We start from the raw sequence: 24,964 nt of genomic DNA on the forward strand, positions 1-24,964 counted from the left end.
CGGGACTCAGTCGTGAATCAGCCGGAAGGCGGCAGCGGCGGCAACTCCACGGTGGCCAGCACACGGGCGTCTTCAATGCTCACGCCCAACGCCCGCAATATCAGTTCGGCCGTATCGGTGCCGGCATCCCGCCAGGTCTTCAGGCCTTCCAACACCAGGAACATCGAACCGAGGACGCTGCTGGCAATAAACGAAATGATCGTGACCATCTGTTCCTGGCGAAACTGGTAGCGGCCGATGCCCAAGCCGTGGATCAGGTCCGGGACGGCCTGGCTGGAGAACATTTCCCGCAGAGCCAGGTTGCTCAGCGCGAAGCGACTCATGAAGGCGCCCCAGTGTGGCTCTTCATGGGTGCGACGGATAAACAGGCGGATGCCGTTGGCCAGGCGCTGCGCGGGGTCTTCAAGGCTATCGATGCTCTTTTTGACGCGCTGGTGCATGTCTGCGCTGAGCTGGCTGGCGACCTGCTCGAACAGTTTGTCCATCGTCTCGACGTTGTTGTAGATGGTGCCGCGCGCCACGCCCGCTTCCTGGGCAAGGTCGCTGATGTTGACCTGACTGATGCCTTTCTCGGCAAACAGGCGCAAGGCCGCCTGATGGATGCGTCGCTGCACCGGGTTCAATGACTCCACAAGCTCTCTCCACCATTCGAATCTGAGGCTATTGAACGTCACTGTTCAGTTTGAGTCAATCGTGTATTTCGAGGTGGAATCCTGTTTTTAACGAAATTTCTCACGTAATCCTTGATTTAGAGCAGTTATGGCTTTTTATCCTGATTTTAACCTGGGTGTTTAAGTGATAGGTTCGATTGACGAATATGAACACTGGTGTTCATTATGTTGCGTGAGTGTTTTATCGTGGGCTACCACGGCCAGGTTGCGACTGTTCTCGCCAGGAATAACAACAATGCCCCTCAAGCAAGGCCTTATCGACGTACACCATCACATCATTCCCCCCGCGTTCCGCGATGCCATCCACGAGCGGGGCATGGAGCGCCACGCCGGTGCGCTCCTGCCCGGATGGACGCCCGAACAGTCGATCGATGTCATGGACATGAATGGTATCCAGCGTGCCATTACCTCCATCTCCACACCCGGTGTGCATCTGGGCGACGGGGTGGAGCAGGCGCGGCAGCTGGCGCGGGACTGCAACGAATACGCGGCGAAGATGCGCGATGATTTCCCGGAGCGCTTCGGCAACTTTGCGGTACTGCCCATGCCGTTCACCGAAGCCGCTTGTAGCGAAGCGATCTATGCGCTGGACGTGCTCAAGGCCGAGGGCATCGTGCTATTCGGCAGCACCGACGGGGTGTTTCTGGGCGACCCGCGTCTTGACGAGCTGATGAGTGAGCTGGATCGTCGCGGCACGGTAGTGTTCGTTCACCCCAACCTGCACAGGAGCAGCGAGCAACTGGGTTTCAAGACCCCCGGTTTCCTGATCGAGTTTCTCTGCGATACCACTCGCGGGGCGGTCAATCTGATCCTGACCGGGACAATGGAGAAATACCCTCGTATTCGCTGGATCCTTGCCCACGGTGGTGGCTTCCTTCCCTATGTCGCCTGGCGTGTTTCCCTGGCCAACGCCATGCCGCAATTTCAGCAGCTGGCTCCCCAGGGCATTCTCACCTACATCCGCCGTTTCTACTTCGATACAGCGCTGTCGCCGTCGCGTTACTCGATGGCCGCGCTCAAGGAGCTGGTCGAGCCCGATCACATTCTCTTTGGCAGCGATTTTCCGTTTGCCCCGGCTCCCGCCACCAGCCTGCAATGCCAGACCCTGGAAGCAAACACCCTGTGGTCCGCCGACGAGCATTACGGAATCAATCGTGGGCATGCGCTGCGTCTGTTTCCCCAATACCGGCAGCCGGGGGAAGTCGTGCAAGCAGCGCCCATCTATGCTGGCGAATCTTTTTCCAGCCGGCTCAAACGCAGCCTGACCAGGCCGGTTGGCGCGTTGGCCGAGCGCATGCGTAATCGTTGACGGCGGCGCTTGGGGTCAGTCAACCATCCTGATAACCAGCCGAGTGCCGAGGTCGGCGCGCTTACTCGCCGGCTCGCGGCAAAGGATGGGTGGCGAGTTTTCTGGCCTTGGCCGGGGTGGCGCCCAGGGCTTTAAGCACCATCTCGGCGACTTTCTCATCATGTTGCTCGACTGCACGGCCCTCGATCGCACTGCGCATGCCTCCTGTGGCACAGGCAATGACCAGGTCCAGGGCCACGCTTTCGTCGGCAAATGACAGGTGCCCCTGTTCTGCGCCACTGCGAAGATCCGCCTGGACGTGCATCGCGAGTTTTGAGCGCAGACCTTTATCAAAGTGCACGATCCGCACCAGCGCACTGGCCCAGTCCGGGTCGGCAATCGCACGCAGGATAAACATGCGCACACCGATCGCAACGCGCTGAGCGCCGTTATCAATACCCGCGCTCAAGCGGGAAATGTCTTCGGAGAACTCGCTGGCCATGGCGATCCCCACGGCCTCCGCGACCTCTTCGCGGGTACGGAAGTAGTTATAGATGGTGCCGGTGGATACCTGCGCTTCTTCAGCCAGTTCCAGCAGGCCCGTTTCAAGCACGTCCTTGCGGGCGAATACCCGCAGCGCGGCATCCAGCAGGCCCTGGCGCGTGCGCTCCTTTTTCTTGTGGCCTCGCGTCAGGGGGGCCAGGGTATCGGTGGACTGTTCGGTGTCGGCTTTTTTGCTCATTGGAATGCCTGGAGATTTATTGCGCGGCTGGATGAAAGATCAGTGATAGTAATCAGATTACCGTCAATATTGCTGATCTTTTCAATTACCCAGCAGGGCCATGCAGGCTTTTGCCAGGTCATTTGCCTGGCCCGCTGCGCCGCTATGCATCACGATCCGGTCGGGGCGAACGATCAGCAGCGAATGAGCCGGCAGGCATTTCAGCAACTCGCCGCTCAAGTCCTCGACCCAATGAGTGTCTGAATGACCCCGTTGGCCACGCTGGACGATCTGCAGATACCCGCCACCATGAGCCTGCCATTGTTCATGGGTGGCGGGTTCAAGTTGTTGGCGCGGGTCGGTGCCGAAACCGATCAGGGTCATTTGATCGCCCAGTACATCGTCACTCAAGACGATTCCGTGGCGCGGATCGCGTACCAGGCATTGGCTCAACAGGCCGCCGACAGGAAGGGACTTCGTCCTGCGCTGTTGGCTGAACAGTCCCTTCCTGAAACGGTTCTTCGGTTTGATGTCCAGCTCTTCGAACAGCCGGCGTGTGGGCGGGAACAGCGTCAGTGATTTCATCACCCCATGGATCAACAAGGCGACCAGGGCATTGCGCGGCATCACCGCACGCCCCATCAGTTTCGCCAGATCGATCATCTCCTTGGCATGGGGACGGCGTTCCTGATCATAGCTGTCGAGTATGCCGGGGGCTGCGCGGTTGTCGAGAACCCAGGCCAGTTTCCAGGCCAGGTTGCACGCGTCCCTCAGCCCGGCCACCAATCCTTGGCCGACAAAGGGCGGCGTAATGTGCGCCGCGTCGCCAATCAGAAATACCCGATCCTTTTGAAAACTTTCACAGCATCGCGCGTGGAAGCGGTACACCGCCGTGCGTTCGATACTCAAGTCGGCAGCCTTTACCCAGGGGGCCAACAGCTGCGCGATGCGATGCGGCTGCTCCATTTCCTCTCGCGTTTCCCCGGGCTGCAGCATGAACTCCCAGCGTTCCCGGCCGCCGGGCGCGGGCATATGGGGGGTAGGGCGACGATGATCACAAAGAAACTCGACATGGTCGATCGCCTGCTCTTCGCGGCCATTGGCATCCACGATCAACCAGTCTTCGGCATAGGTCTGCCCGCTGAAATCCTGGCCAATCAGGTTGCGTACCCGTGACCCCGCACCGTCTGCGCCGATCAGGTATCTGGCGTTGACGGTAAATGTCTGGCCATCCTGATCCAGCACAAAGGCTTCCACGTGCTCGCCATGCTGCTGGACATCGAGCAACTCGTAACCCGTGCACGTGGTGATGCCGGGGTATTGCAGCAACCGGCTGCGCAACGCGTTTTCCAGGTCGGGTTGGTAAAAGGTCACCAGTTTGGGATGGCCGTCGATGCAGCCGCTGGTATTGGCGCGGCTGAACTGGCCCACCAGTGGACAGTGCATTTTGACTTCGGGAATAACTTGTTTATCGAAGGCGTCTTCAGGCAGGCCGATCAACTGCAGCATGCGCAAGGCTTCGTTATCCAGGGCAATAGCCCGTGGCATACGCAGTATCTCGTGCTGCCTGTCGATCACCAGGGCATTGACCTGATAACGCCCGAGCAGGGCCGCCAGCGCAGCACCCACCGGACCGAAGCCGACAATCAGTACGTCAGTCGAGATTGGCAGCGGGGTATTTTTATTGTTGTTTTCCATGGGAGACCGTGTGATTTCAGCGTCGTTGTGCGAGTTGCCACGATGGGCTCGTCAATTTCATGGGACAATATTCAATATTGAATAATAATTCAATATTGGATTTGTTCTCATAAAATTGCGAGTGCATGGGTTGCCCACGATCACACTGATCAGCACGGTGCCAAGGGTGTCTGTTCTTGCGGCTTTTGCATCGGTGCAGGGTTAGCACCAGGAATGTCAGGGGAGGGCTTCGCCGATGATCACCATCGGGCTTCGAGGCTTCCAGGCGGGCAGCGGATACCCGCCTGGAAAACCCCGGCTCGATCCTCAGATGCCGCCCAGGCACATGTATTTGATTTCCAGATAATCTTCGATCCCGTACCTGGAGCCTTCACGACCCAGCCCGGAAGATTTCATGCCGCCGAAAGGTGCTGTTTCGGTGGAAATGATGCCGGTGTTGACCCCGATGATTCCGTACTCCAGGGCTTCGGCCACACGGAACACCCGGGACAGGTCGCGGGCGAAGAAATAGGCCGCCAGGCCGAATTCGGTGTCGTTGGCCTGGGCCACCACGTCCGCTTCGTCGCTGAAGCGGAACAACGGGGCCAGTGGGCCAAAGGTTTCTTCCCGGGCAACCAGGGCGTCCCTGGGGACGTCCACCAGAATGGTCGGTTCGAAGTAGGTGCCACCGAGCGCGTGGGGTTGGCCGCCGGCAACTATCCGGGCGCCTTTGCCGACGGCGTCGGCGATGTGTTCCTGGACTTTCAGGACCGCGTTTTCATCAATCAGCGGGCCGGTGGTCGTGCCTTCATCCAGGCCATTGCCCAGGCGCAGCCTGGCGACGGCGGCCTTCAGCTTGTCGGCGAACTCGTCGTAGACGCTGTCGTGGATATACAGGCGGTTGGCGCAGACGCATGTCTGGCCCGCATTGCGGTATTTGGACATCAGGGCGCCTTCGACAGCGGCATCGAGGTCGGCGTCCGCGAACACGATAAACGGCGAGTTGCCGCCGAGTTCGAGGGAGACTTTCTTGATGTCCCTGGCGCATTCGGCCATCAACTGGCGACCGATTTCGGTCGAGCCTGTGAACGACAGTTTGCGCACGATCGGGTTGCCGGTCAGTTCCGCACCGATCTGTACCGCGGACCCGGTGACGACGCTGAGGACGCCTTCGGGAATGCCCGCCCGGGTAGCCAGCTCCGCCAGTGCCAGGGCCGAGAACGGGGTCTGGCTGGCAGGCTTGATCACCATGGTGCAACCGGCAGCCAGGGCCGGGCCGACCTTGCGGGTAATCATCGCGCAAGGGAAGTTCCAGGGCGTAATGGCCGCCGTCACCCCGATGGGTTGCTTGATCACCAGTAGCCGCTTGTCCGGCTGATGGCCTGGAATGATATCGCCGTAGACGCGCTTGCCTTCTTCGGCGAACCATTCGATGAACGAGGCGGCGTAGGCGATTTCGCCCTTTGCCTCGGCCAGCGGCTTGCCCTGTTCAAGGGTCATCAGGCGGGCGAGGTCGTCCTGGTTCGCCATGATCAACTCGAACCAGCGACGCAATACCGTCGCACGGTCCTTGGCCGTCCGGGCGCGCCAGTCGGGCAGGGCTTTCTCGGCGGCTTCAATGGCGCGGCGGGTTTCCGCGGCGCCCATTTTCGGCACGCTGCCCAGGATCTCGCCCGTCGCCGGGTTGTTCACCTTGATCTGTTGGCCGTTGTCCGCATCGCTCCAGACACCGGCGATATAGGCTTGTTGGCGGAACAGACTGCTATCTCGCAAATTCATACAGGACTCCAGTGGGTAGCATGTAAGGGACGAAGGACGACTCAGACGTGCTGGCCGCCGTTGACTTCGATTTCGGCACCGTTGATGTAGGAAGCGCCGCTGGTGCAAAGGAAATGAATGAGCGACGCCACCTCTTCGGGCTTGCCGAGCCGGTGCATCGGAATGTTGCGTTCGACGATGTCCTGGGTGCCCGGGGAAAGGATCGACGTATCGATTTCACCCGGGGCGATGGCGTTCACCCGGATGCCGTGCCGGCCGTAGTCATAGGCCATTTCCCGGGTCAGCGCGGACAGGGCCGCCTTTGAGGTGGCGTAGGCAACCCCGGCAAAGGGATGAACCCTGGAGCCGGCAATGGAGGTGACATTGATGATGGTGCCTCGCGCCGCCTTCAGCTCTTCGAACAGGCCGCGGGCGAGCAGGGCGGTGGAAAACAGATTGACATTGAAGACCCGCATCCAGGTCGCATAGTCGGTTTCCAGGACACCCAGTCGACCGCCCTCGGGTCCTTTGGGGCTGATCCCGGCGTTATCGACAAACGCATGCAGTTTGCCGTCGCCCAGCTTTTCCTTGATCAGGCCGATACTGGCTTCGATGCTGCCAATATCTTCCAGGTCCAGGTGGATGTGGTTTTCCTGGCCGTCCGCCCAAGGGCATTCGGCTCCCCAGCTTTGGCGAGAGGCGGTGAATACACGCCAGCCTGCCGCGTTGAAGTGTTTGACGGTGGCGTGCCCGATGCCTCGACTGGCACCTGTCAGCAGCAACGTTTTTTTCTCGCTCATGGATCGGATCCTCGAAACATCGTTGTTTTGATGCTTGATGCATCATGTTTCTAACGATGATCGCTGTCAACCGATTCTTCCCGTCTCCCACTCCTGTGCCGCGCCTTTCTGGTGCACTCATTTTGCTCACTTTTACGCCAACTCTCCCGTGGGCCGCCGGTTGGGAAATTGGCATGCATTATGCTGCATCCGTGAAATATAAAACATGATGCATCATGCTTCGAGGTGTGGTTAAAATGAAAACGCGCAAAACCGAGCTCAAATTCCAGAACAACAAAAAACAGGTGAAGCCATGAATACAGCCTCTCCTTATGTCCGCTTCCGAGGCGTGCAGAAGAGCTATGACGGCGAACAGTTGGTGGTCAAGAAACTCGATCTGGACATCCAGCGCGGCGAGTTCCTCACATTGCTGGGGCCTTCGGGGTCGGGGAAAACCACCAGCCTGATGATGCTGGCGGGTTTTGAAACGCCCACCGAGGGCGAGATTCTGCTCGACGGCCAGCCGTTGCATACGGTGGCGCCGCACAAGCGCGGGATCGGGATGGTGTTTCAGAATTACGCACTGTTCCCGCACATGACCGTTGCCCGCAACCTGGCGTTCCCGTTGAAGGTCAGGCGCCTGGGCCGCGCCGATATCGAGCTGAAAGTCAGGCGGGCCCTGGACATGGTCCAGCTCGGACATCTGGCCGATCGTTATCCGGTCCAGCTTTCCGGTGGACAGCAGCAACGCATCGCGCTGGCTCGTGCGCTGGTCTTCGAGCCGAGCCTGGTGCTGATGGACGAACCCCTGGGTGCCCTCGACAAACAGCTGCGTGAACAGATGCAGCTCGAGATCCGCCGCTTGCACCGCCAGTTGGGTCTGACCGTGGTATTCGTCACCCATGACCAGGCCGAGGCGTTGACCTTGTCCGATCGCGTCGCGGTATTCAACGATGGCGTGATCCAGCAGATCGATACTCCGAAAGCGCTGTACGAGCACCCCGGCAATTCTTTCGTCGCCCATTTCATCGGTGAAAACAACGCACTGCCCGGCACGGTCATTTCCGTGTCAGGGCCGGAGTGCCGGGTGCGCCTGGCCGATGGTTCCGAGGTCGGCGCCCGCGCCACGACGGCCTTGCCGGTGGGGGCATCGACCTCGTTGTCGATTCGACCGGAACGTGTCGGGCTCGACAAGCCATCTGCGAACAGTCTTCCCGGTCGCATCGAGGAACTGATCTACCTGGGCGATCACGTGCGGGTCAGGCTCAACGTCGCCGGCCAGAAAGAGTTCACCGCGAAAATCCCCATCGCCGAAATGCAGGACGGTTGGTCCACCGGCATTTCGCTCCCTGTCAGTTGGTTCAGCCACGACGCCAGCGCGCTGGATCCCCTGGTCGTTCATTAACGTCGGTCCTTCATTGAAAAGCATTGCCCCAAAACACTGCAGAGGAGCGTTTCCATGTTCAAGAAAATAGCGGTATTGGTGCTGATGGCTGGCGTGGCGAGCCAGGTACAGGCCCAGCAACTGACGGTGGTGTCCTTCGGCGGACTCAACAAGCAGGCCCAGGAGAAGGCGTTCTACCAACCCTTCTCCAAAGCGAACAAAGTCGATATCGAGGCCGGTGAGTTCAACGGTGAAATGGCCAAGATCAAGGCCATGGTGGAAACCGGACAGGTGGGCTGGGATGTCGTCGAAGTCGAAAGTCCCGAGTTGGTGCGCGGCTGTAGCGAAGGCCTTTTCGAACCGCTGGACTGGTCCAGGCTGGGCGATAAGAAACAGTTTGTCGATTCGGCGGTGAACGAGTGCGGAGCGGGGATTTTCATCTGGTCCACGGTACTGGCCTACGATGCGAAAAAACTGGCCAGGGCCCCCACGGGCTGGGCGGATTTCTGGGATGTGAAAACCTGGCCGGGCAAGCGCGCCCTGCGTAAATCCGCGAAGTTCACCCTGGAAATCGCCTTGCTTGCCGACGGGGTGTCGCCGGGGCAGTTGTACAACGTGCTGGCGACTCCGGAAGGTGTCGACCGGGCGTTCAAGAAGCTCGATCAGATCAAGCCGAATATCCAGTGGTGGGAAGCCGGCGCGCAACCCATGCAATGGCTGGTTTCCGGCGATGTGGTCATGACCTCGGCCTACAACGGACGAGTGACTGCGGCGCAGAAGGAAGGCCACCCGTTCTCGATCGTCTGGAATGGCAGTCTTTACGATCTCGACAGCTGGGCGATCGTCAAGGGTTCGAAGAACAAGGCCCTGGCCGAGCAATTCATTGCCTTTGCCGGCCGTCCCGAGAACCAGAAGGTATTCGCCGAGACCATCCCCTACGGCCCGACGAACACCTTGGCCATCGCGCAGATTGACGCCAAGGTCCGCCCCGATCTGCCAACCGCCCCGGAAAACCTCAAGGGTGCGCGAGGTGTGGATACCGAGTTCTGGATCGAGCACGGTGAAGAGTTGGAGCAACGCTTCAACGCCTGGGCGGCGAACTAATCAGTATCTACCGGCTTCGGTTTGCCTGAAGCCGGTTCAGCCTCACATCTGGAGACCAGCATGTCAGAAGTCAGCCTGACGGCTATCGATCACCCCACTGAAAAGTCCTCCTCGCTCAAGCAGCGGTTGCTGCATGCCGAAAGTGCTTATCGCAAACGCTCGATCCTGTTGATCGCCCCCCTGCTGCTTTTTCTACTGATCAGCTTCGTTTTTCCCATTGGCAACATCCTTTGGAAGAGCCTGGATAATCCTGAGGTCGGCAAGGCCCTGCCGAATACGCTTCAGGCATTGCAACACTGGGATGGCAAGGGACTGCCGGAAGAGAAGGTCTTCGCCGCCTTGCTCGGTGATCTGGCCGAAGCCAGGGCCCAGGGTCAGATCCCCGGCCTGACCAAGCGGCTCGGGTATGAGGACGGCCGGTATCGGACCCTGCTCTCGTTGACGTTGCGCAAGTTGCCCGATCCCGGCGCCGAGTCCATCAGCCGGGCCTTGATCGCGCAATCGACGATGTGGGCAGAGCCCGGCACCTGGCGCAGTATCCAGCGTGCGGGGCGGCCGCTGACCGCTTACTACCTGTTGGCGGCATTCGACCGCCAGGTGGATGTCCAGACCGGCAATATTGTCGAGTTGCCGAAAGGGCAGGCGCTGTACCTGTCGGTGCTCTTGCGCACATTGTGGATGGCCAGCATCGTCACGCTGTTCTGTGTCTTGCTGGGCTATCCGGTGGCGTACTGGCTGGCCAGGCAGCCGAGCAGTCGCGCCAACCTGCTGCTGATCATGGTGTTGCTGCCGTTCTGGACCTCGTTGCTTGTGCGTACCGCGGGCTGGATCGTCCTGTTGCAGAACGGCGGGTTGATCAATAGCTCGCTGATCGGCCTCGGGTTGATCGAGCAGCCACTGCAACTGGTGTTCAACCGGGTCGGCGTGTACATCTCGATGACCCACATTCTCCTGCCGTTCGTGATCCTGCCGTTGTACGCGGTGATGAAGGGCATCTCGCCCAACTATGTGCGCGCGGCCGTTTCCCTGGGCGCCCATCCCTTCCGGGCGTTCTGGTCGGTGTACGTGCCGCAGACGTTTGCCGGGGTCACCGCGGGGGCGCTGCTGGTGTTCATCATGGCGATCGGTTACTACATCACGCCGGCGTTGCTGGGTGGTCCAGGCGATCAGATGCTCAGCTATTTCGTCGCGTTCTACACCAATACGACGATCAACTGGGGCATGGCGGCGGCACTGGGGAGCCAGTTGCTGATCATCGTCCTGCTGCTCTATTGGGTGTATTCGCGCATCACTCGTCCAGCCAACCCCGCCCAGCGTGCATGAGGTGTTTGATGAACCATCATTCCACATTGATCGAGCGCCTCTGGGCGCCGGTCTTCAGCCTGTTCAGTTTCAGCTTGCTGATCTTCCTGGTAGTACCGATCCTGGTGATCGTGCCGCTGTCCTTCAACGAGGGCTCGTTCCTCAGTTACCCGTTGAGCGGGTTTTCCCTGCGCTGGTACCAGGAGTTCCTCGGTTCCCAGGAGTGGATGCGGGCACTGCGCAACAGCCTGGTGATCGCGCCGGCCGCGACCTTGCTGGCGACCGCGCTGGGAACCCTGGCGGCGGTCGGGCTGGCGCGGGGGGAGTTCCGCGGCAAGGGCCTGATCATGGCGATTCTGATTTCGCCGATGATCGCGCCCGTGGTGATCATCGCTGTCGCGCTGTATTTCTTTTTTGCCCAGCTGAATCTTCTCAACAGCTACCTGGGACTGGTGCTGGCCCATGCTGCGCTCGGCGTGCCATTCGTGGTGATAACGGTCGCCGCGACGTTGCAGGGTTACGACCGCAACTTTTCCCGTGCCGCCGCCAGCCTGGGGGCGACTCCCTTCATGGCGTTTCGCAAGGTGATGCTGCCGCTGATCGCACCCGGGGTGATCAGTGGCGCCTTGTTCGCGTTCGCCACTTCCTTCGATGAGGTGGTGGTTACGCTGTTCCTGGCGAGCCCCGCGCAGCGCACCCTGCCGATGCAGATGTTCGGCGGCATTCGCGAGAACCTCAATCCGACGATTGCGGCGGCAGCGACCTTGATGGTGGTGGCTTCCGCGATCCTGCTACTGCTGATGGAGTGGTTGCGTCGGCGCAATGAAAGGCTGCGTGGGACCCGTGTCATCTGAGTGTTTGCCAGCGCTGGATTGCTGCAATAAAAAAAGGCCTGGTTCACACCAGGCCTTTTTGCTTGCCGCGTTCTGTCAGCCGTTGACCCACTTGCTGGTGTCGTCCAGGGCCATGCCGAATCGATCGAGCAGCGACCGGACTTCGCTTTCCGAGATGATCAGGGGAGGGCAGAAGGCGATGGCATCGCCCATGTTGCGGGTGATCATGCCGTGCTCCTGGGCACGTCCCGCGAGGAAGCGCCCGAGCGTCCCTGGCGTTTCCAAGGGGGCCTTGGTGGCGCGATCGGCGACCAGCTCGACAGCGGCAATCAGGCCGGCACCACGCACTTCACCCACCAGTGGGTGATCGCTGAAATCCTGCAGGCCGCGACGCAGGATTTCGCCCATGTGCGCGGCCCGGGCAACGAGGTCTTCCTCATCGATGATCTTCAGGTTTTCCAGCGCGACGGCGGCCGCGACCGGATGGCCGCCGCCGGTAAAGCCATGTCCCAGGGCGCCGAAGGCCTTGGTCTGGTCGGCGATGCCCTGGTAGACCCGATCGTTGATCAGGATGGCCGAGATCGGCTGGTAGGACGAAGAGAGCTGCTTGGACAGAATCATGATGTCCGGCTTGATGTCGTAGGTCTGGCTGCCGAACATGTTCCCGGTACGCCCAAACCCGCAAATCACCTCGTCCGCGACGACCAGGATGTCGTGCTTGCGGCACACCTTCTGGATTTTCTCCCAGTAGGTACGCGGCGGCACGATCACGCCGCCCGCGCCCATCAATGGCTCGCCGACGAAAGCAGCAATGGTTTCCGGGCCTTCGTGGACGATCAAGGCATCGAGTTCGGCCGCCAGGCGATCGGCAAACTGCTCTTCGGTTTCACCCGGCAGGGCGTTGCGGTAATGGTGTGGATTGCCCACATGCAGGAAACCCGGGAGCGGCACATCGAAGCCGCGCTGGTTGGCCGGCAGGCCGGTCAGGCTGGCGCTGGCCAGGGTAATGCCGTGATAGCCGCCGATGCGGCTGATGAATTTCTTGCGCGCCGGCTTGCCCTGGGCGTTGTTGAGGTACCAGACCAGCTTGATCACGGTGTCGTTGGCTTCCGAGCCGGAGTTGGTGAAGAACACCTTGCTCATCGGCACCGGTGCCATGTCGATCAGTTTTTCGGCCAGCTGGATGCTCGGCGAGTGCGACTTGTGGCCGAACAGGTGATAGAACGGCAGCGTCGACATCTGCTTTTCGGCAGCGGCGACCAGGCGCTTGTTGCTGAAGCCCAGCGCCGCGCTCCAAAGCCCCGCCATGGCCTCGATGTACGGCTTGCCGTCCTCGTCAAAGACGAAAACCCCTTCACCTCTCTCAATGATCAGCGGGCCGACTTCCTGGTGGGCGCGGGCATTGGTGTAGGGGTGCAGGTGGTGGAGCATATCTTTCTGGGCCAGGGTGGAGCGTGTCTTGTTCATGGTCTTCTCGCTGGTTGGGGGAACGACACATGAATCATAATGCATGATGCATCATGTTGTGTAGCTGGTTTTTTCTCCCTGAAACCGCGATGATGTGGCTTGCTGCGGTCAGGTTGTCCCCAACCTGCCAGATAGAGCCTTCCTTCACTCGGATCTGATATGAGCTACCCAATCGGCGAAATTAAACACGCGTATCTAGGCACCAGCGTTTATTCCTCGCTGCGAGAAGCATTGGTCACCGGTAGGCTCAAGCCAGACGACAAACTGCGGATTCGAGACCTGGCCACCCAGTTGGGTACCAGCGTTACGCCAGTGCGCGACGCCATCCTGCAACTCGCCAAGGAACAGGCGCTGGTCATGCGGACCCCGAAAGACATCCGCGTGCCTTCCCTGACGCGCCAGCAATACCTGGAAATCCGCTCGGTGCGCCTGGCCCTGGAAGGGCTGGCCGCGGAAGCGGCTGCCGCGATGGTCACCGATGAAGACCTGCAGCGGATCGAAGACAACATCCGGGCAAATGTCGACGCCATCCAGCGCGAGGACATGGCCGAGGCGCTGAAGCTCAACCAGGCGTTTCACTTCTTCTTTGCCGACATCGCCCAGATGCCGCTGCTGCGCGGCTTTCTCGACAGCCTGTGGATGCGCACGGGCCCGCTGCTGGCCCTGGCCTACGATCACTTTTCGGAGCGGGTCGCGATCGAACACCACTGGGAGGTGCTGGCGGCGCTCAAGGTGCGCAATGGCGCTGCCGCCAGACAGGCCATTTGCACGGATATTCTCGACGGCAACGAGATGATGCTCGAATTTATCGAGTCGCAGGTGTGAAGCGAAAAGATCGTGAATCGCTACCGAGGGTGGCTTTAGGACCGTAGGCCGGGCACCAGGTCATCACGGCTGCTGCCGCCATTTCCATTCGTAGCATCCCCCCGATAACGCCCACCCTCCAGCCGTCCCCGCCAAAACCACTTCCCATAATGTGGCATCCGGTAACGACTCGCACCGTCCGGGTGCGATTGTTGGTCCGAAAATCGGCATTTTCCAGACAATAAAATTCAAACGAAGACGATAAATCGTATCGTGGCACGATATTGGCTTATTGGTTAAATCATGATTGTTGAACAATCGTGAATTCCATCTGGCTGTACCCACCGAGGATACGAACATGCAAAAAGCACTGACCGGCAAGAAAACCACGCGCCACCTGGTGGGGGCGCTGGCCCTGGCTTGCGTGGCCCCGCTGCTGTCCGCGGCGGAAATCAAGGGCACGCTCAAGCAGGGCGAGCTGTCGGTCGGTTCCGACCTGACCTATCCGCCCTATACCTACCTCGAGCAAAAGCAGCCCGCCGGTTTCGACCCCGAGTTCATGCAGTTGATGGGCAAGCAACTGGGGGTGACGCCGCGTTTTCTCGATACCCGTTTCGCCAACCTGATCCTCGGCGTCAATGCCCAGCGTTTCGACGTGGTCGCCTCGGCGCTGTACGTCACCCCGGAGCGCGCCAGGCAGGTGGATTTTCTCAGTTACCTGAAGACCGGCTCTTCATTGATGGTGCTCACCGCCAGCGACTTCCGCCCGCAACGTCCGGAAGATCTCTGCGGCAAGCGCGTGGGCTCGATCAAGGGCGCGTCCTGGGTGCCCAAGCTCGCCAAGGTTTCCGCCGAGTACTGCCTGCCCGCGGGCAAGCCGGCCATCGACTCGCGTGAATTCCCGACCTCGCCGGAAGTGGCCCAGGCCCTGCTGGCCAAGGCGGTCGACGTGCAGATGGAAGACCCCGCGGTCGCCAAGATCACCGTGCAGAAGCTGCAGGGCAAGACGGTGATCAGTTCCAGCGAACTGATCTATCCGGTGGTCATCGGCCTGGCCGTGCGCAAGGACAATCCGGCGCTGCTGCAGGAACTGACCACGGCCCTCGCGCAGATCCGGCAGAACGGCAGCTACGGCCAGTTGCTGGCCCGCTACAACCTGGACGAACCGACTGCCGGGGAAATCAGCGCGGCGCTGGGCACCCCGGCGCCTTGAGACAGGGCGCCGAGAGCAAACGGTAGCGGATTCATCGATGCTTTCCCGCTTGTGGAAAGCTCACGGTAACGCGGAGTAAGTACATGCAATTCGATTGGCACTACACCTTGGGTCTGTTGTGGAGCGGCGACTTCTGGCGCGCGGTGGCGACCGTGGTCGAGCTGAGCCTGGAAACCTGGTTGCTGGGTATCGTCCTCGGCTTTTTCCTGGCCCTGGCCCGACAGTCGCAACGACGTTTGCTGCGGGATGCGGCCGGGCTGTACATCTGGTTTTTCCGCAGCCTGCCGCTGCTGGTCCTGCTGATCTTCGTCTACAACCTGCCCCAGGTGTTCCCGTCCACCAGCGTGCTGCTGTCCAACCCGTATTCGGCGGGCCTGATCGCCCTGGTCCTCAGCGAGGCGGCGTATATCGCCGAGATCCATCGCGGCGGCCTGCTGGCCGTGGCCAAGGGGCAACTGGAAGCGGGCAAGGCCCTGGGCGTCGGCTATCGTGGTGTACAGCGGCTGATCGTGGTGCCCCAGGCGCTGCGGGTCGCTTTGCCGACACTGGCGAACGAGTACATCACCATCGTCAAGCTGACGTCGTTGGTCTCGGTGATTTCCCTGTCGGAAATCCTCCTGGTGGGACAACAGCTCTATACCCAGAACTTCCTGGTCATGGAGACCATGTTCGCCGTGGCCTTCTACTACGTGCTGATCGTCACGGTGTTCAGTCGCCTGCTGCGGGTGCTGGAGAACCATCTGGACGTGACCCGGCGCAAACCGAAGGGCCTCGCGCCGGCCGAACTCGGGCAGGTGGCGACAGGACGTGCCAGCGACCAGGCCGGGCGGGGTGAGTTTGCCCTGCAGGCGCGGGGCGTACGCAAGTCCTATGGCGAACTGGAAGTGCTCAAGGGGGTCGAGCTGAATGTGCGCTGGGGCGAGGTGGTGTCGATCATCGGGCCGTCGGGCTCGGGCAAGACTACGCTGATCCGGACCATGAACGGCCTGGAAAGCCTGGACCGTGGCGAGATCATCCTGCAGGGCCAGCCCTTTCTGCGGGGTACCAAGGAGGCGCAGGGCGCCCTGGGTGACAAGGTGCATATGCGCGGCATCGTCCATGTCGGCATGGTCTTCCAGGGCTTCAACCTGTTCCCGCACAAGACCGCGCTGGAGAACGTCATGCTCGCGCCGGTCTATCACGCCCATGGCGGCGGCGATGAGCTGCGCCTGTTGAGCCTGGCGCTGTTGCGCAAGGTGGGCATGCTCGAGCATGCCGGCAAGTACCCGCACCAGCTTTCCGGTGGCCAGCAGCAGCGCGTGGCGATTGCCCGGGCATTGGCCATGCGACCTTCGGTCATGCTCTTCGACGAGCCGACGTCGGCCCTGGATCCCGAGCTGGTCGGCGATGTCCTGGCGGTGATCGAGGACCTGGCCCGCGAAGGCATGACGATGGTGATCGTGACCCATGAAATGAACTTCGCCTTCAAGCTGTCGGACCGGGTGGTGTTCATGGAGGCGGGGGAGATCATCCAGAACGCCCCGCCGCGGGAAATGCTGGAACAGCGCAGCGAGCGCATGACCAGGTTCCTCAAAGACGTACAACTGGCGTGAGCCGAGGGAGTGCAACCGTGAGTCAATCCAAGGAAAAAAGCCTGTCGCTGCCGGACCAGGTCGCCATCGAGCTGCGCGAGGACATCATCGGCGGGCGCCTGTTGCCGGGCATGCCGCTGGTGGAAAGCGAGCTGGTCAATGCCTACAACGCTTCGCGCAACACGGTACGCGAGGCCCTGCACCAGCTGGGCCGCGAAGGCCTGACCAGCTATGTGCGCAACAAGGGCGTGATGGTGCGCCGGCTGGGTGTCGACGAAGTGCGCGATATCTTCAAGGTTCGCCGCACCCTCGAACTGCAGGCCATCGCCATGAGCAAGCCGCTGCGCGAGTACCAGTCCGACCTGATGCTCGAGGCCATCGAGGCCGCCCAACTGGCCCAGGACCGCGAGAACTGGCAGGCCTTCGGTACCCACAGCCTGCGCTTCCACCAGCATATCGTCGGGCTGATGCGCAGCCCGTTGTTCGATGAATTCTTCACCCATGTGGCGGCCCAGATGCGCCTGGTGTTTTCCAACGCGCCCAGCGAGGAAACCTTCCAGAAACCCTGGCTGGAACGCGACCGGCATATTCACGACCTGCTGGGCGACGGTCGCAAGAAGGAGGCCGAAGAAGCCATGAGCAGCTACCTCAACGATTCCGAACTGGTGCTGCTGGACATCCTCAGCAGCATCCCCAAACACTGAAGAGAGGAACCACCATGTACAAGGATTATCCAGCGGCCTACCAGGTCAGCAAAGGCGCCGCCCTGCAGGTCGACAAGGCGTTCTACGACCGCGTTCGTGACAACCGGGAAGGGCGCACGCTGATCGAGCAGTTCGAAGTGCCGATCCGCACCGGTCGTGCCTGGAAGGTCAAGGCCGGTGATGTGTTTCGCGTGACGACCCCGGTCGGCCCGCAGGTCGGCGACTTCAACGTATGGAGCGCCAACGACCCCCGCGAGCGCATGTGGGCCGCCCGTACCCGCCAGTTGCAGGGCGCCCACGTCACCACCTACGACCGCTTGTGGTCGAACCTGCCGTTCCTGCGGCCGATGGTCACCATCACCGATGACAGCCTGGCCGGCTACGGCATCGACGAGCATGGCGGTCGCCTGCACGACCTGCTGGGCACCCGCTGCGATCCCTACGTGAACAAGATGCTCACCGGCGAGGACTTCCATCACCATTGCCATTCCAACCTGACCCGCGCCGTGTTGCCCCATGGCCTGACCGAGTTCGACGTGCATGACGTGCTGAACATCTTCCAGTGCACCGGCCTCAATCACGATGACATGTACTTCATGAAAGCCTGCCCGGCCAAGCAGGGCGACTACCTGGAATTCTTCGCCGAAATCGATCTGCTGTGCGCGCTGTCCACCTGCCCCGGGGGCGACCTGTCGTTGCCGATGTGGGGCCCCGACGCCGAGGATCCGTTGAAGGTCTGCCGTCCGCTGGGCGTGGAAATCTATCGTCTCGACGAATCGTTGCTGGAGGGTTGGAAACAACCCGAGCGCGCCAGCTACAACGGCAACCACGGCCTGCTGATCCCCAAGGCCGATTGGGAAAAGTAACGGCGGGGCCTGTCTCCACCCGGGGCTCACCGGCCCCGGGGGTTTTGCAGTTTGGCTGTACAGCCAGGAATCCATAACAATGACGATACCCTTACTGAATTGCGATATCGGTGAAAGCTTCGGTGCCTGGACCACGGGCTGCGACGCCGACATCATGCCCTTTATCGATTGCGCCAACATTGCCTGTGGTTTCCACGCCTCCGACCCCAGCACCATGCGCAAGACCGTGACCTTGGCGCTGGCCCACGAAGTGCGTATCGGTGCCCATCCGGCCTACCCGGACCTGGTGGGTTTCGGCCGCCGCTCCATGAACTGCTCGCCGCAGGAAGTCGAAGACCTGATGCTCTACCAGATCGGCGCACTGGACGGCATTTGTCGCGCCCAGGGGGGCCGGGTGCAGTACGTCAAGCCGCACGGCGCGCTGTACAACGACATGATGCGCGATGCCCGGCAACTGCGTGCGGTGTTCAAGGCCGTGGCCGCCTATGAGGGCGAATTGCGGTTGATGCTGATGGCCCAGCGTGACAACGGCACCGCCCTGGCCCTGAGCGCGGAATACGGTGTCCCGCTGTGGTTCGAGGCCTTTGCCGATCGCGCCTACGATCCGAGCGGGCACCTGGTTTCCCGGAGCGTGCGCGGTGCGGTTCATCATGACCCCGACACGGTGATCAACCAGGCCGTGACCCTGGCCCGTGGCGAAGACCTGATCGCCAGCGACGGCAGTGCCCTGAGCCTGCGGGTCGATACGATCTGCGTGCATGGCGACAACGACAGTTCGATCGCCGCCGTGCAGCGTATTCGCGTGGCTCTCGGGGAGTTGCGGCCGGTATGAGGATTCGCATCGAAATCGTTGCCATCGACTGCCTGATGGTCCGCCTGTTCGACGCCATCGACGAGGCGAACATGCCGTGGATGCTGGCGGCCTCGCGGCGTCTGCGCGAGCGCTTCGGCCTCGGTCTGATTGACCTGGTACCGTCCTACACCACGCTGCTGGTGCACTACGACCTGCGCCGGCTGCTGGCGGCGCAGGCCCGGCAGTTGATCGCCGAAGCGCTCGACGGTTTGCAACCGGATACCGGCGGCAGTGGTCGCAGCCACCGCCTGCCGACCTGGTACGACCCCAGGGTGGGGCCTGAGCTCAAGCGGTTGGCGCAGCGCAGCGGATTGTCCGTCGCCGAGGTGATCGAGCGTCACAGCCGCCATGAGTACCAGGTGTTTGCCTTGGGTTTTGTCCCTGGTTTTGCCTTTATGGGCCTGGTCGAGGAAAGCCTCGCCAGCCCGCGACTGAACACACCGCGCAAGCGCGTGGCGGCCGGCAGCGTCGGTATCGCCGAGCGCCAGACCGCGGCCTACCCGCAGGCCTCTCCTGGTGGCTGGAACCTGATCGGACGTACACCGGTAAAACTGTTCGACCACTCGCTGGAGGGCTACAGCCTGCTGCAACCCGGCGACCGGGTACGCTTCGAAGCTGTCTGCCATGACGAGTTCATCCGCCTGGGTGGCGACGACACACCGCTGGAGGCATTGCCATGAGTGGCTTGCGGGTAGAACGCAGTACCCCCCTGGTGCTGTTGCAGGACGCTGGCCGCTTCGGCATTCGCCAGCTTGGCGTGACCCAGGGCGGCGCCACCGATTGGATCTCGATGTCCTGGGCCAACTGGTTGCTGGGCAATCCGCTGGAGGCGGCGGTGATCGAGATCACCCTCGGCGGCCTGGAACTGATCGCCGGGGAGGATGTATGCCTGGCCCTGGCGGGGGCCGACCTCGATGCCAGTCTCGACGGCCAGCCGTTGCAACCCTGGCGAAGTTTCCTCGTGCGCCGTGGCCAGCGGTTGATCTTCAGCCAGCCGATCCGGGGTGCACGCGCCTACCTGGCGGCACCGGGTGGTTTCGATGCAGCGCCTGTCATGGGCAGCAAGGCCACCGTCTGCCGGGAAGGCCTGGGTGGTCTCGACGGCTCGGGGTTGGCGCTGGCGGCGGGGGATCGGCTGGCCTGGTCCGGCACTTCGCCGCAGCCTCGGCAACTGGAGGCGCATCGAATCCCCGACCTGGGCTCGTCCAGGCCGCTGGAAACCGTGCTGGGCGCGCAGATCGCTGACTTCGCCGGGCAGAGTCTGTTCGATGCCTTCAACAGCGTCTGGCAGGTCGATTCGAGGGCTGACCGCATGGGCGTGCGCCTGCTCGGTCCGAGCTTGCATTACCAGGGCAAGGCGCTGATCTCCGAGGGCATTCCGCTGGGGGCTATCCAGGTGCCGCCAGATGGCCAGCCGATCATCCTGCTCAACGATCGCCAGACCATCGGCGGCTACCCGCGCCTGGGGGCCCTGACTCCGCGCTCGCTGGCCCGCCTGGCGCAGTGCCTGCCGGGTGACAACCTGCGTCTGTCGCCGGTGGTCCAGGAGGTTGCGCAGGAGCAGCACCTGCGCCTCCTCGCGCAATGGCATTGACGCAAGCGCCGGCAACCACGTGCGTTTTTCGGGCGTGGTTGCGGCGCACCTTCATGCCGTTTTCCGCAGCCGTTCCAGGAAGTGTTCCCAGACCTGGGGGTTGAGCAGGTGAGGCGGGCGCTCGCCACGGAGCAGGGCCTGGATCTGTTGGGCGGAAGAACGGGCGACGTTGCGCCGGCCACCCACGCTGACGCCGGCGGTGTGGTAGGTGGCGATCACGTTTTCCAGCGCCAGCAATGGCGCGCCGTGGGGTGGCGGTTCCACGGCCCAGACATCCAGTCCGGCACCGGACAGATGGCGGTCTTTCAGCGCTTCATACAGTGCCGCCTCATCGTGGATTCCGCCGCGGGCGGTGCTGATGAACACCGCTCCCGGCTTCATCGCGGCGAACTGTCTTTCGCCCATGAGATGACGGGTTGATGCGTTGAGCGGGCAGTGCAGCGAGACGTAATCCGACGCGGCCAGCAGTTGCTCGAGCGTCGCCGGTTGCGCCCCGCGTTGGCGAAGAGTGTCCTCGTCCAGGTGCGGATCATAGGCCAGCACCTGCATGCCGAAGCCTCGGGCCACCCTGGCGGTGCGCTCGCCAATCACGCCAAGGCCGATGATGCCCAGGGTCGCCCCATGGATTTCCTCGCCCATCAGTTCTTCGCGGGCGAAACCACTGTCTGTCCGCAGTCGTCGGTTGGCGGGGATGATCCGCTTGGCCAGGGCCAGGATCAGGCCGAAGGTATGTTCGGCCACTGAGTTCGCGTTGGCCCCGGCCTGGTTGACCACGGCGATGCCGGCGCGGGTGCAGGCGTCGACATCGACGGTGTCGTAGCCCGCGCCGCCGCTGGAGACGCAGAGCAGGTCTGGGCAGTGCTCTATCAGGGCGGCGTCGGCGAACCACTGGCGTGGCAGTTCATCCTTGGCCGCGCTGACGTGGTAGGCCGCCGAGCGGGCCAGGCCTGCCCAGACGCCATCTTCGTCCGCGCGCGCCAGGCATTGCAGGCGCAATGCCGGGGTTGCCCGGATCAGTTCGTCGAAGATCGGATTGATCCACAGGTCCAGGCGGCTGACAATTTTGCTCGGTGAGCTGGACATACTCGGTCCTTTATCGGGGAGGGCCATGATTCAAAAGACCTGATGCAAAGCCCTGATGCACAGGGCTTGCTCAAGGGCTTGCTCAAGGGCGTGACAGGGCCGGTTGACGGTCCGTTATCACTTGGTCCGCCGCCGCGGCGATCGCGCTTTTCGGCCGCGGCTCGACCATGGTCAGCAGGATGATGAAGGTCAGCAGGGAACAGGCACCGAGGAAGGCGAAGACCAGGTTCCAGCTGTAGGCATCGAGCAGCACGCCGACGACAAACGGGGCGAAGGCACCGCCCAGCGAACCGCCGGTATTGACGATGGACGCGGCGAACGGGACCTTGTCCTTGACCGCCAGGCCCATGGGGTAGACCAGGAATGTCGAATAGCCGATGTTGAGCAGAATGCCGGTCAGCAGGAAGATGCCGGCCAGCAGCGCCGGATCGTCCGGCGAGTTCAGCAGCACGACCATCATCACGAGGGTCGCCAGGGCGGTGATCAGCATGGCCGGCTTGCGACGGCGGTCGAAGACCTTGTCCGAAAGCCAGCCGCCCAGCAGATTGCCGATGATCGCACCGACCCAGGGGAAGGCCGCCACGGCCCCCATCTTCAGGACGGAGTAATGCTTGACCGAGACCAGATACGTCGGCACCCAGGTCATGATGGTGTAGGTGATGCCCACCATGAGGAAGTAACCCAGCGCGCAGGCCCAGACGTTCCATGACCTGAGGATACTGGCGTTGTCCGGCAGCAGGTCCATTTCACGGCTGCGGATAAAACGGTCCAGCCAGCTGTGGCGGGGCGCCAGGGTGGTCGCGGGCCTGGCTTGAGGCGTATCGGTTTCCTGGATGTAGCGCTTTTCGGCTTCCGAGCAGTGTTTGCTCTGGGACGGATCATCCTTGACATAGAACCACCAGAGCGCCGCGATCAGCAGGCCCGGGAAGGCAAAGAGGTAGAACACTTCCCGCCAGCCATACAGGCTGACGATCAACGCGCACAGCGGCGGGACAAAGGCGGGGGCAAACTTGATCGACGACATGAAGATGCCGGTCGCCAACCCTTTTTCCCGTGACGGGAACCAGCGATTGATGATCGAGACGATGCCGATATTGATCGGGCCCTCGGCCGCGCCCAGCAAGGCCCGGGCGAACTTCAATTGCAGCACGCTGCTGGTCATGCCGATCAATAACGTCGATAACGAAGTGAGGACCAGGGAGGCGGTCAGGAGATTGCGAATGCCGAAGCGACTGAACAAGTAACCGGCGGGAATCTGCACCACGGCATAAGTGAGATAGAACAGGCTGGCCAGCGCACCGATATCGGTATTGCTGAGACTATATTCCTGCTTGATGAAGGGCACTACGACCCCGATATTGGCCCGGTCCGCACCGGCGATCATATAAGCGAGGAAAAACAATATGGCGACTATCCAGCGGAAGCCGCCTCTCTTGGGAGGAGTAATACGAGATGCTGGCGAATTCATCGAATGACCTGGTATTTTTCTTATTTGGAAAATAAATACTAGGGTCAGCCGGGGAATATCTTTAGCGATATTTAGGACTCGAATACCATCACTTTTTTTCCGATAACGGCATGGAAAGTTTCATCCGCGGTGTGATCAGCGGGCAATCAGCAGTTTGGAAAAATCACACAGTTGCTGCGCCATCTCGGCGATCTCGGCACTCACCCCCACCCAGCGATCCGCCCGGTGCAAGGTGATGTAGGGGGCGTCCGGGAGAGCGGGCTCGCACTGCAGCTCGCACAGGTCGCCACGGTCGAGCAGGTGGGCCAGGCAATCCCTGGGCAGATAGGCGATACCAAGACCGGAAGTCGTCAGGCCGACCTGGGCGAGCAGGTTGTTGACGTTGATGGTGCGCGCGAAATCCACGCCCTGCGTGGCAAACCATCGTTGGTAGTGCAGGCCCGCCCCGGAAGACGTGCCCTGGGTCAGCAGCTTCTGGTCCGCCAGTTCCGCCAGGGACCAGACGCGGTTGCTATCGAGCAGTCGCGGCGAGCACATCCACACATTCCTGACGCTCTGCAATTCGAGACTGACAAAGCGCGGGTCGGCGTAGACCGCCGGTGCGACGATCAGGTCCAGCTGGTCCTGTTCGAGCTGGCGAAACAAACCCGAGCCGACATCCACCGAGGGCTCCAGCTGCAACCTCGGGTAGACGGCATTGACGCGTTCCACCAGCGCGGGCAGCCAGGTCATTGCCGTCAGTTCGGTGACTCCCAGGCGAAAGCGGCCCACCAGCGCCGATTTGTCGCTGACCTCGCCGAGCATCTGGTCGCGCCGCATCAGCAGGTCGCTGGCGTGGGCCAGTAAAAGAGCGCCCTTTGGGGTCAGGCGCGAAGTACGCCGCGTGCGGTCGAACATGGCGACATTGAAGGTTTCTTCCAGCTCGGCGATACGCTTGGAAATCGCCGACTGGGACATGTGCAGTTTGTCTGCGGCAGCTTCGAAACTGCCGAGCTGGGATATCCAATAGAGGGCTTCCAGCTGCTTGAACGTGACCATCGACATAACCTTGTGATTACTAAAAGAGATGATAAATCATATATAAATATCGCTAAAAGTATGATTTGAGACTCACTACTATCGGTTTGTCGTGATAACAAACCCAATAAGTAGGGCATCTTATGTTACTTCCAGGCACCCGTATCAACCCCTCGGTTGCGACCGCTTCCAATTCCCTGATCGAAGCCTTTGCATCCGTGGTGACACCTCATATCAGCGATAACCTGGGCCGGCATATCGGTGCCCGCGGCCTGACGCGTTATAACCGCACGGGCAAGTTGGTGGGTACGGCGCTGACGGTCAAGACCCGTCCGGGCGACAACCTGTATATCTACAAGGCCCTGATGATGTTGAAGCCGGGCCATGTCCTGGTGATTGATGGCCAGGGCGATACCAACAATGCGGTCATCGGTGAGCTGATCAAGTTGTATGCCCTGCAACGCGGCTGTGTCGGCTTTGTCGTCGACGGTGCCATCCGTGACGTGGCGAGCTTCGAGAACACCCCCTGCTATGCCAGGGCCGTGGTGCACTGCGGGCCGTACAAGACCGGGCCGGGCGAGATCAACGTGCCGGTGTCCATCGGCGGGATGGTGATCAATCCGGGAGATATCGTGGTCGGCGACGAGGACGGACTGGTTGCCTTTTCCCGGGACGCGGCCGAGGAAGTCCTGGCCAAGGCCCGCGAACACGAAGCCCACGAAGAGCGGGTGAAGGCCGAGATCGCCACCCACGCGGTCGAGCAATCGTGGATCACCAACGCCCTTGTCAAAGCCGGCCTGATGTGAG

23 protein-coding genes are annotated in these 24,964 nt (G+C 61.4%); 14 read left to right on the forward strand and 9 right to left on the reverse strand.

Annotated elements, in window-relative coordinates; translation table 11 throughout:
• Positions 1–17: 17 nt before the first annotated feature.
• A complete protein-coding gene (locus tag ACL9RJ_RS05835) occupies positions 18–632 on the reverse strand; it encodes a TetR/AcrR family transcriptional regulator (protein ID WP_177119542.1) in 615 nt (204 codons plus the stop codon).
• A gap of 274 nt (positions 633–906) precedes the next feature.
• Between ACL9RJ_RS05835 and ACL9RJ_RS05840 the strand changes: the two genes are divergently transcribed.
• Entirely contained in the window at positions 907–1,980 is a 1,074-nt protein-coding gene (locus ACL9RJ_RS05840) for an amidohydrolase family protein (protein WP_177106273.1), read from the forward strand.
• Positions 1,981–2,041: 61 nt separating this feature from the next.
• Here the strand turns inward: ACL9RJ_RS05840 and ACL9RJ_RS05845 are convergent, their stop codons facing one another.
• The 4 genes from ACL9RJ_RS05845 to ACL9RJ_RS05860 all read right to left on the reverse strand — a co-directional run bounded on the left by ACL9RJ_RS05845 (position 2,042) and on the right by ACL9RJ_RS05860 (position 6,915).
• On the reverse strand, positions 2,042–2,701 hold the full coding sequence (locus ACL9RJ_RS05845; RefSeq protein ID WP_177119541.1) for a TetR/AcrR family transcriptional regulator: 660 nt from the start codon (positions 2,699–2,701) through the stop codon (positions 2,042–2,044).
• A gap of 81 nt (positions 2,702–2,782) precedes the next feature.
• On the reverse strand, positions 2,783–4,378 hold the full coding sequence (locus ACL9RJ_RS05850) for a bifunctional 3-(3-hydroxy-phenyl)propionate/3-hydroxycinnamic acid hydroxylase (RefSeq protein ID WP_017128131.1): 1,596 nt from the start codon (positions 4,376–4,378) through the stop codon (positions 2,783–2,785).
• Positions 4,379–4,684: 306 nt separating this feature from the next.
• A complete protein-coding gene (gabD, locus tag ACL9RJ_RS05855) occupies positions 4,685–6,136 on the reverse strand; it encodes an NADP-dependent succinate-semialdehyde dehydrogenase (RefSeq protein ID WP_177119540.1) in 1,452 nt (483 codons plus the stop codon).
• Positions 6,137–6,177: 41 nt separating this feature from the next.
• Positions 6,178–6,915 carry an SDR family NAD(P)-dependent oxidoreductase gene (locus ACL9RJ_RS05860; RefSeq protein WP_017128133.1) on the reverse strand — a complete coding sequence of 246 codons (738 nt, stop codon included), beginning with the start codon at positions 6,913–6,915 and terminating at the stop codon, positions 6,178–6,180.
• Between the two features lie 292 nt (positions 6,916–7,207).
• Between ACL9RJ_RS05860 and ACL9RJ_RS05865 the strand changes: the two genes are divergently transcribed.
• From ACL9RJ_RS05865 to ACL9RJ_RS05880, 4 genes are read left to right on the forward strand one after another with little or no spacing between them, the layout of a single operon-like run.
• Positions 7,208–8,299: an ABC transporter ATP-binding protein gene (locus ACL9RJ_RS05865; RefSeq protein WP_422765003.1), complete on the forward strand. Its 1,092-nt coding sequence runs from the start codon at positions 7,208–7,210 to the stop codon at positions 8,297–8,299.
• 54 nt (positions 8,300–8,353) lie between these two features.
• On the forward strand, positions 8,354–9,382 hold the full coding sequence (locus ACL9RJ_RS05870; protein WP_017128135.1) for an ABC transporter substrate-binding protein: 1,029 nt from the start codon (positions 8,354–8,356) through the stop codon (positions 9,380–9,382).
• A 60-nt stretch (positions 9,383–9,442) separates the two neighbouring features.
• Positions 9,443–10,705, forward strand: coding sequence for an ABC transporter permease (locus tag ACL9RJ_RS05875; RefSeq protein WP_177119539.1), 1,263 nt, complete (start codon positions 9,443–9,445; stop codon positions 10,703–10,705).
• 5 nt (positions 10,706–10,710) lie between these two features.
• Positions 10,711–11,538 carry an ABC transporter permease gene (locus ACL9RJ_RS05880; RefSeq protein ID WP_244861753.1) on the forward strand — a complete coding sequence of 276 codons (828 nt, stop codon included), beginning with the start codon at positions 10,711–10,713 and terminating at the stop codon, positions 11,536–11,538.
• A gap of 75 nt (positions 11,539–11,613) precedes the next feature.
• Here ACL9RJ_RS05880 and ACL9RJ_RS05885 read toward each other — a convergent pair whose 3' ends face one another.
• Positions 11,614–12,984, reverse strand: a complete 1,371-nt coding sequence (locus ACL9RJ_RS05885) for an aspartate aminotransferase family protein (protein WP_177106270.1) — start codon at positions 12,982–12,984, stop codon at positions 11,614–11,616.
• Between the two features lie 159 nt (positions 12,985–13,143).
• Between ACL9RJ_RS05885 and ACL9RJ_RS05890 the strand changes: the two genes are divergently transcribed.
• From ACL9RJ_RS05890 to ACL9RJ_RS05925, 8 genes are all read left to right on the forward strand, one after another.
• Positions 13,144–13,809 carry a GntR family transcriptional regulator gene (locus ACL9RJ_RS05890; RefSeq protein ID WP_212809822.1) on the forward strand — a complete coding sequence of 222 codons (666 nt, stop codon included), beginning with the start codon at positions 13,144–13,146 and terminating at the stop codon, positions 13,807–13,809.
• Positions 13,810–14,146: 337 nt separating this feature from the next.
• Positions 14,147–15,001, forward strand: a complete 855-nt coding sequence (locus ACL9RJ_RS05895; protein ID WP_017128140.1) for an ABC transporter substrate-binding protein — start codon at positions 14,147–14,149, stop codon at positions 14,999–15,001.
• 83 nt (positions 15,002–15,084) lie between these two features.
• Positions 15,085–16,593, forward strand: a complete 1,509-nt coding sequence (locus ACL9RJ_RS05900; RefSeq protein ID WP_017128141.1) for an amino acid ABC transporter permease/ATP-binding protein — start codon at positions 15,085–15,087, stop codon at positions 16,591–16,593.
• 17 nt (positions 16,594–16,610) lie between these two features.
• Positions 16,611–17,276, forward strand: a complete 666-nt coding sequence (locus tag ACL9RJ_RS05905) for a GntR family transcriptional regulator (protein WP_017128142.1) — start codon at positions 16,611–16,613, stop codon at positions 17,274–17,276.
• A gap of 14 nt (positions 17,277–17,290) precedes the next feature.
• A complete protein-coding gene (locus tag ACL9RJ_RS05910) occupies positions 17,291–18,142 on the forward strand; it encodes an urea carboxylase-associated family protein (RefSeq protein ID WP_017128143.1) in 852 nt (283 codons plus the stop codon).
• A gap of 79 nt (positions 18,143–18,221) precedes the next feature.
• Entirely contained in the window at positions 18,222–18,974 is a 753-nt protein-coding gene (locus ACL9RJ_RS05915) for a 5-oxoprolinase subunit PxpA (protein WP_017128144.1), read from the forward strand.
• Positions 18,971–19,675: a 5-oxoprolinase subunit B family protein gene (locus ACL9RJ_RS05920; protein WP_103033016.1), complete on the forward strand. Its 705-nt coding sequence runs from the start codon at positions 18,971–18,973 to the stop codon at positions 19,673–19,675. The genes ACL9RJ_RS05915 and ACL9RJ_RS05920 overlap by 4 nt, the downstream gene beginning before the upstream one ends.
• The gene (locus ACL9RJ_RS05925) at positions 19,672–20,589 is read left to right on the forward strand and encodes a biotin-dependent carboxyltransferase family protein (RefSeq protein ID WP_177106268.1); all 918 of its coding nucleotides are present in this window, start codon (positions 19,672–19,674) and stop codon (positions 20,587–20,589) included. Before ACL9RJ_RS05920 ends, ACL9RJ_RS05925 begins: the two co-directional genes overlap by 4 nt.
• A gap of 51 nt (positions 20,590–20,640) precedes the next feature.
• Here ACL9RJ_RS05925 and ACL9RJ_RS05930 read toward each other — a convergent pair whose 3' ends face one another.
• The 3 genes from ACL9RJ_RS05930 to ACL9RJ_RS05940 all read right to left on the reverse strand — a co-directional run bounded on the left by ACL9RJ_RS05930 (position 20,641) and on the right by ACL9RJ_RS05940 (position 24,178).
• Positions 20,641–21,672 (reverse strand): hydroxyacid dehydrogenase, encoded by a 1,032-nt coding sequence (locus ACL9RJ_RS05930; protein WP_422765004.1) that lies wholly within the window; start codon positions 21,670–21,672, stop codon positions 20,641–20,643.
• 82 nt (positions 21,673–21,754) lie between these two features.
• Positions 21,755–23,140 (reverse strand): MFS transporter, encoded by a 1,386-nt coding sequence (locus tag ACL9RJ_RS05935; RefSeq protein WP_042936198.1) that lies wholly within the window; start codon positions 23,138–23,140, stop codon positions 21,755–21,757.
• Positions 23,141–23,275: 135 nt separating this feature from the next.
• Positions 23,276–24,178, reverse strand: a complete 903-nt coding sequence (locus ACL9RJ_RS05940; RefSeq protein ID WP_017128149.1) for a LysR family transcriptional regulator — start codon at positions 24,176–24,178, stop codon at positions 23,276–23,278.
• 122 nt (positions 24,179–24,300) lie between these two features.
• Between ACL9RJ_RS05940 and ACL9RJ_RS05945 the strand changes: the two genes are divergently transcribed.
• A complete protein-coding gene (locus ACL9RJ_RS05945) occupies positions 24,301–24,963 on the forward strand; it encodes an RraA family protein (RefSeq protein WP_177087642.1) in 663 nt (220 codons plus the stop codon).
• Position 24,964: the final 1 nt, after the last annotated feature.

This window comes from Pseudomonas sp. Mn2068, assembly GCF_049319725.1.
In the GTDB taxonomy this organism is placed as follows: Bacteria; Pseudomonadota; Gammaproteobacteria; order Pseudomonadales; family Pseudomonadaceae; genus Aquipseudomonas; species Aquipseudomonas gingeri.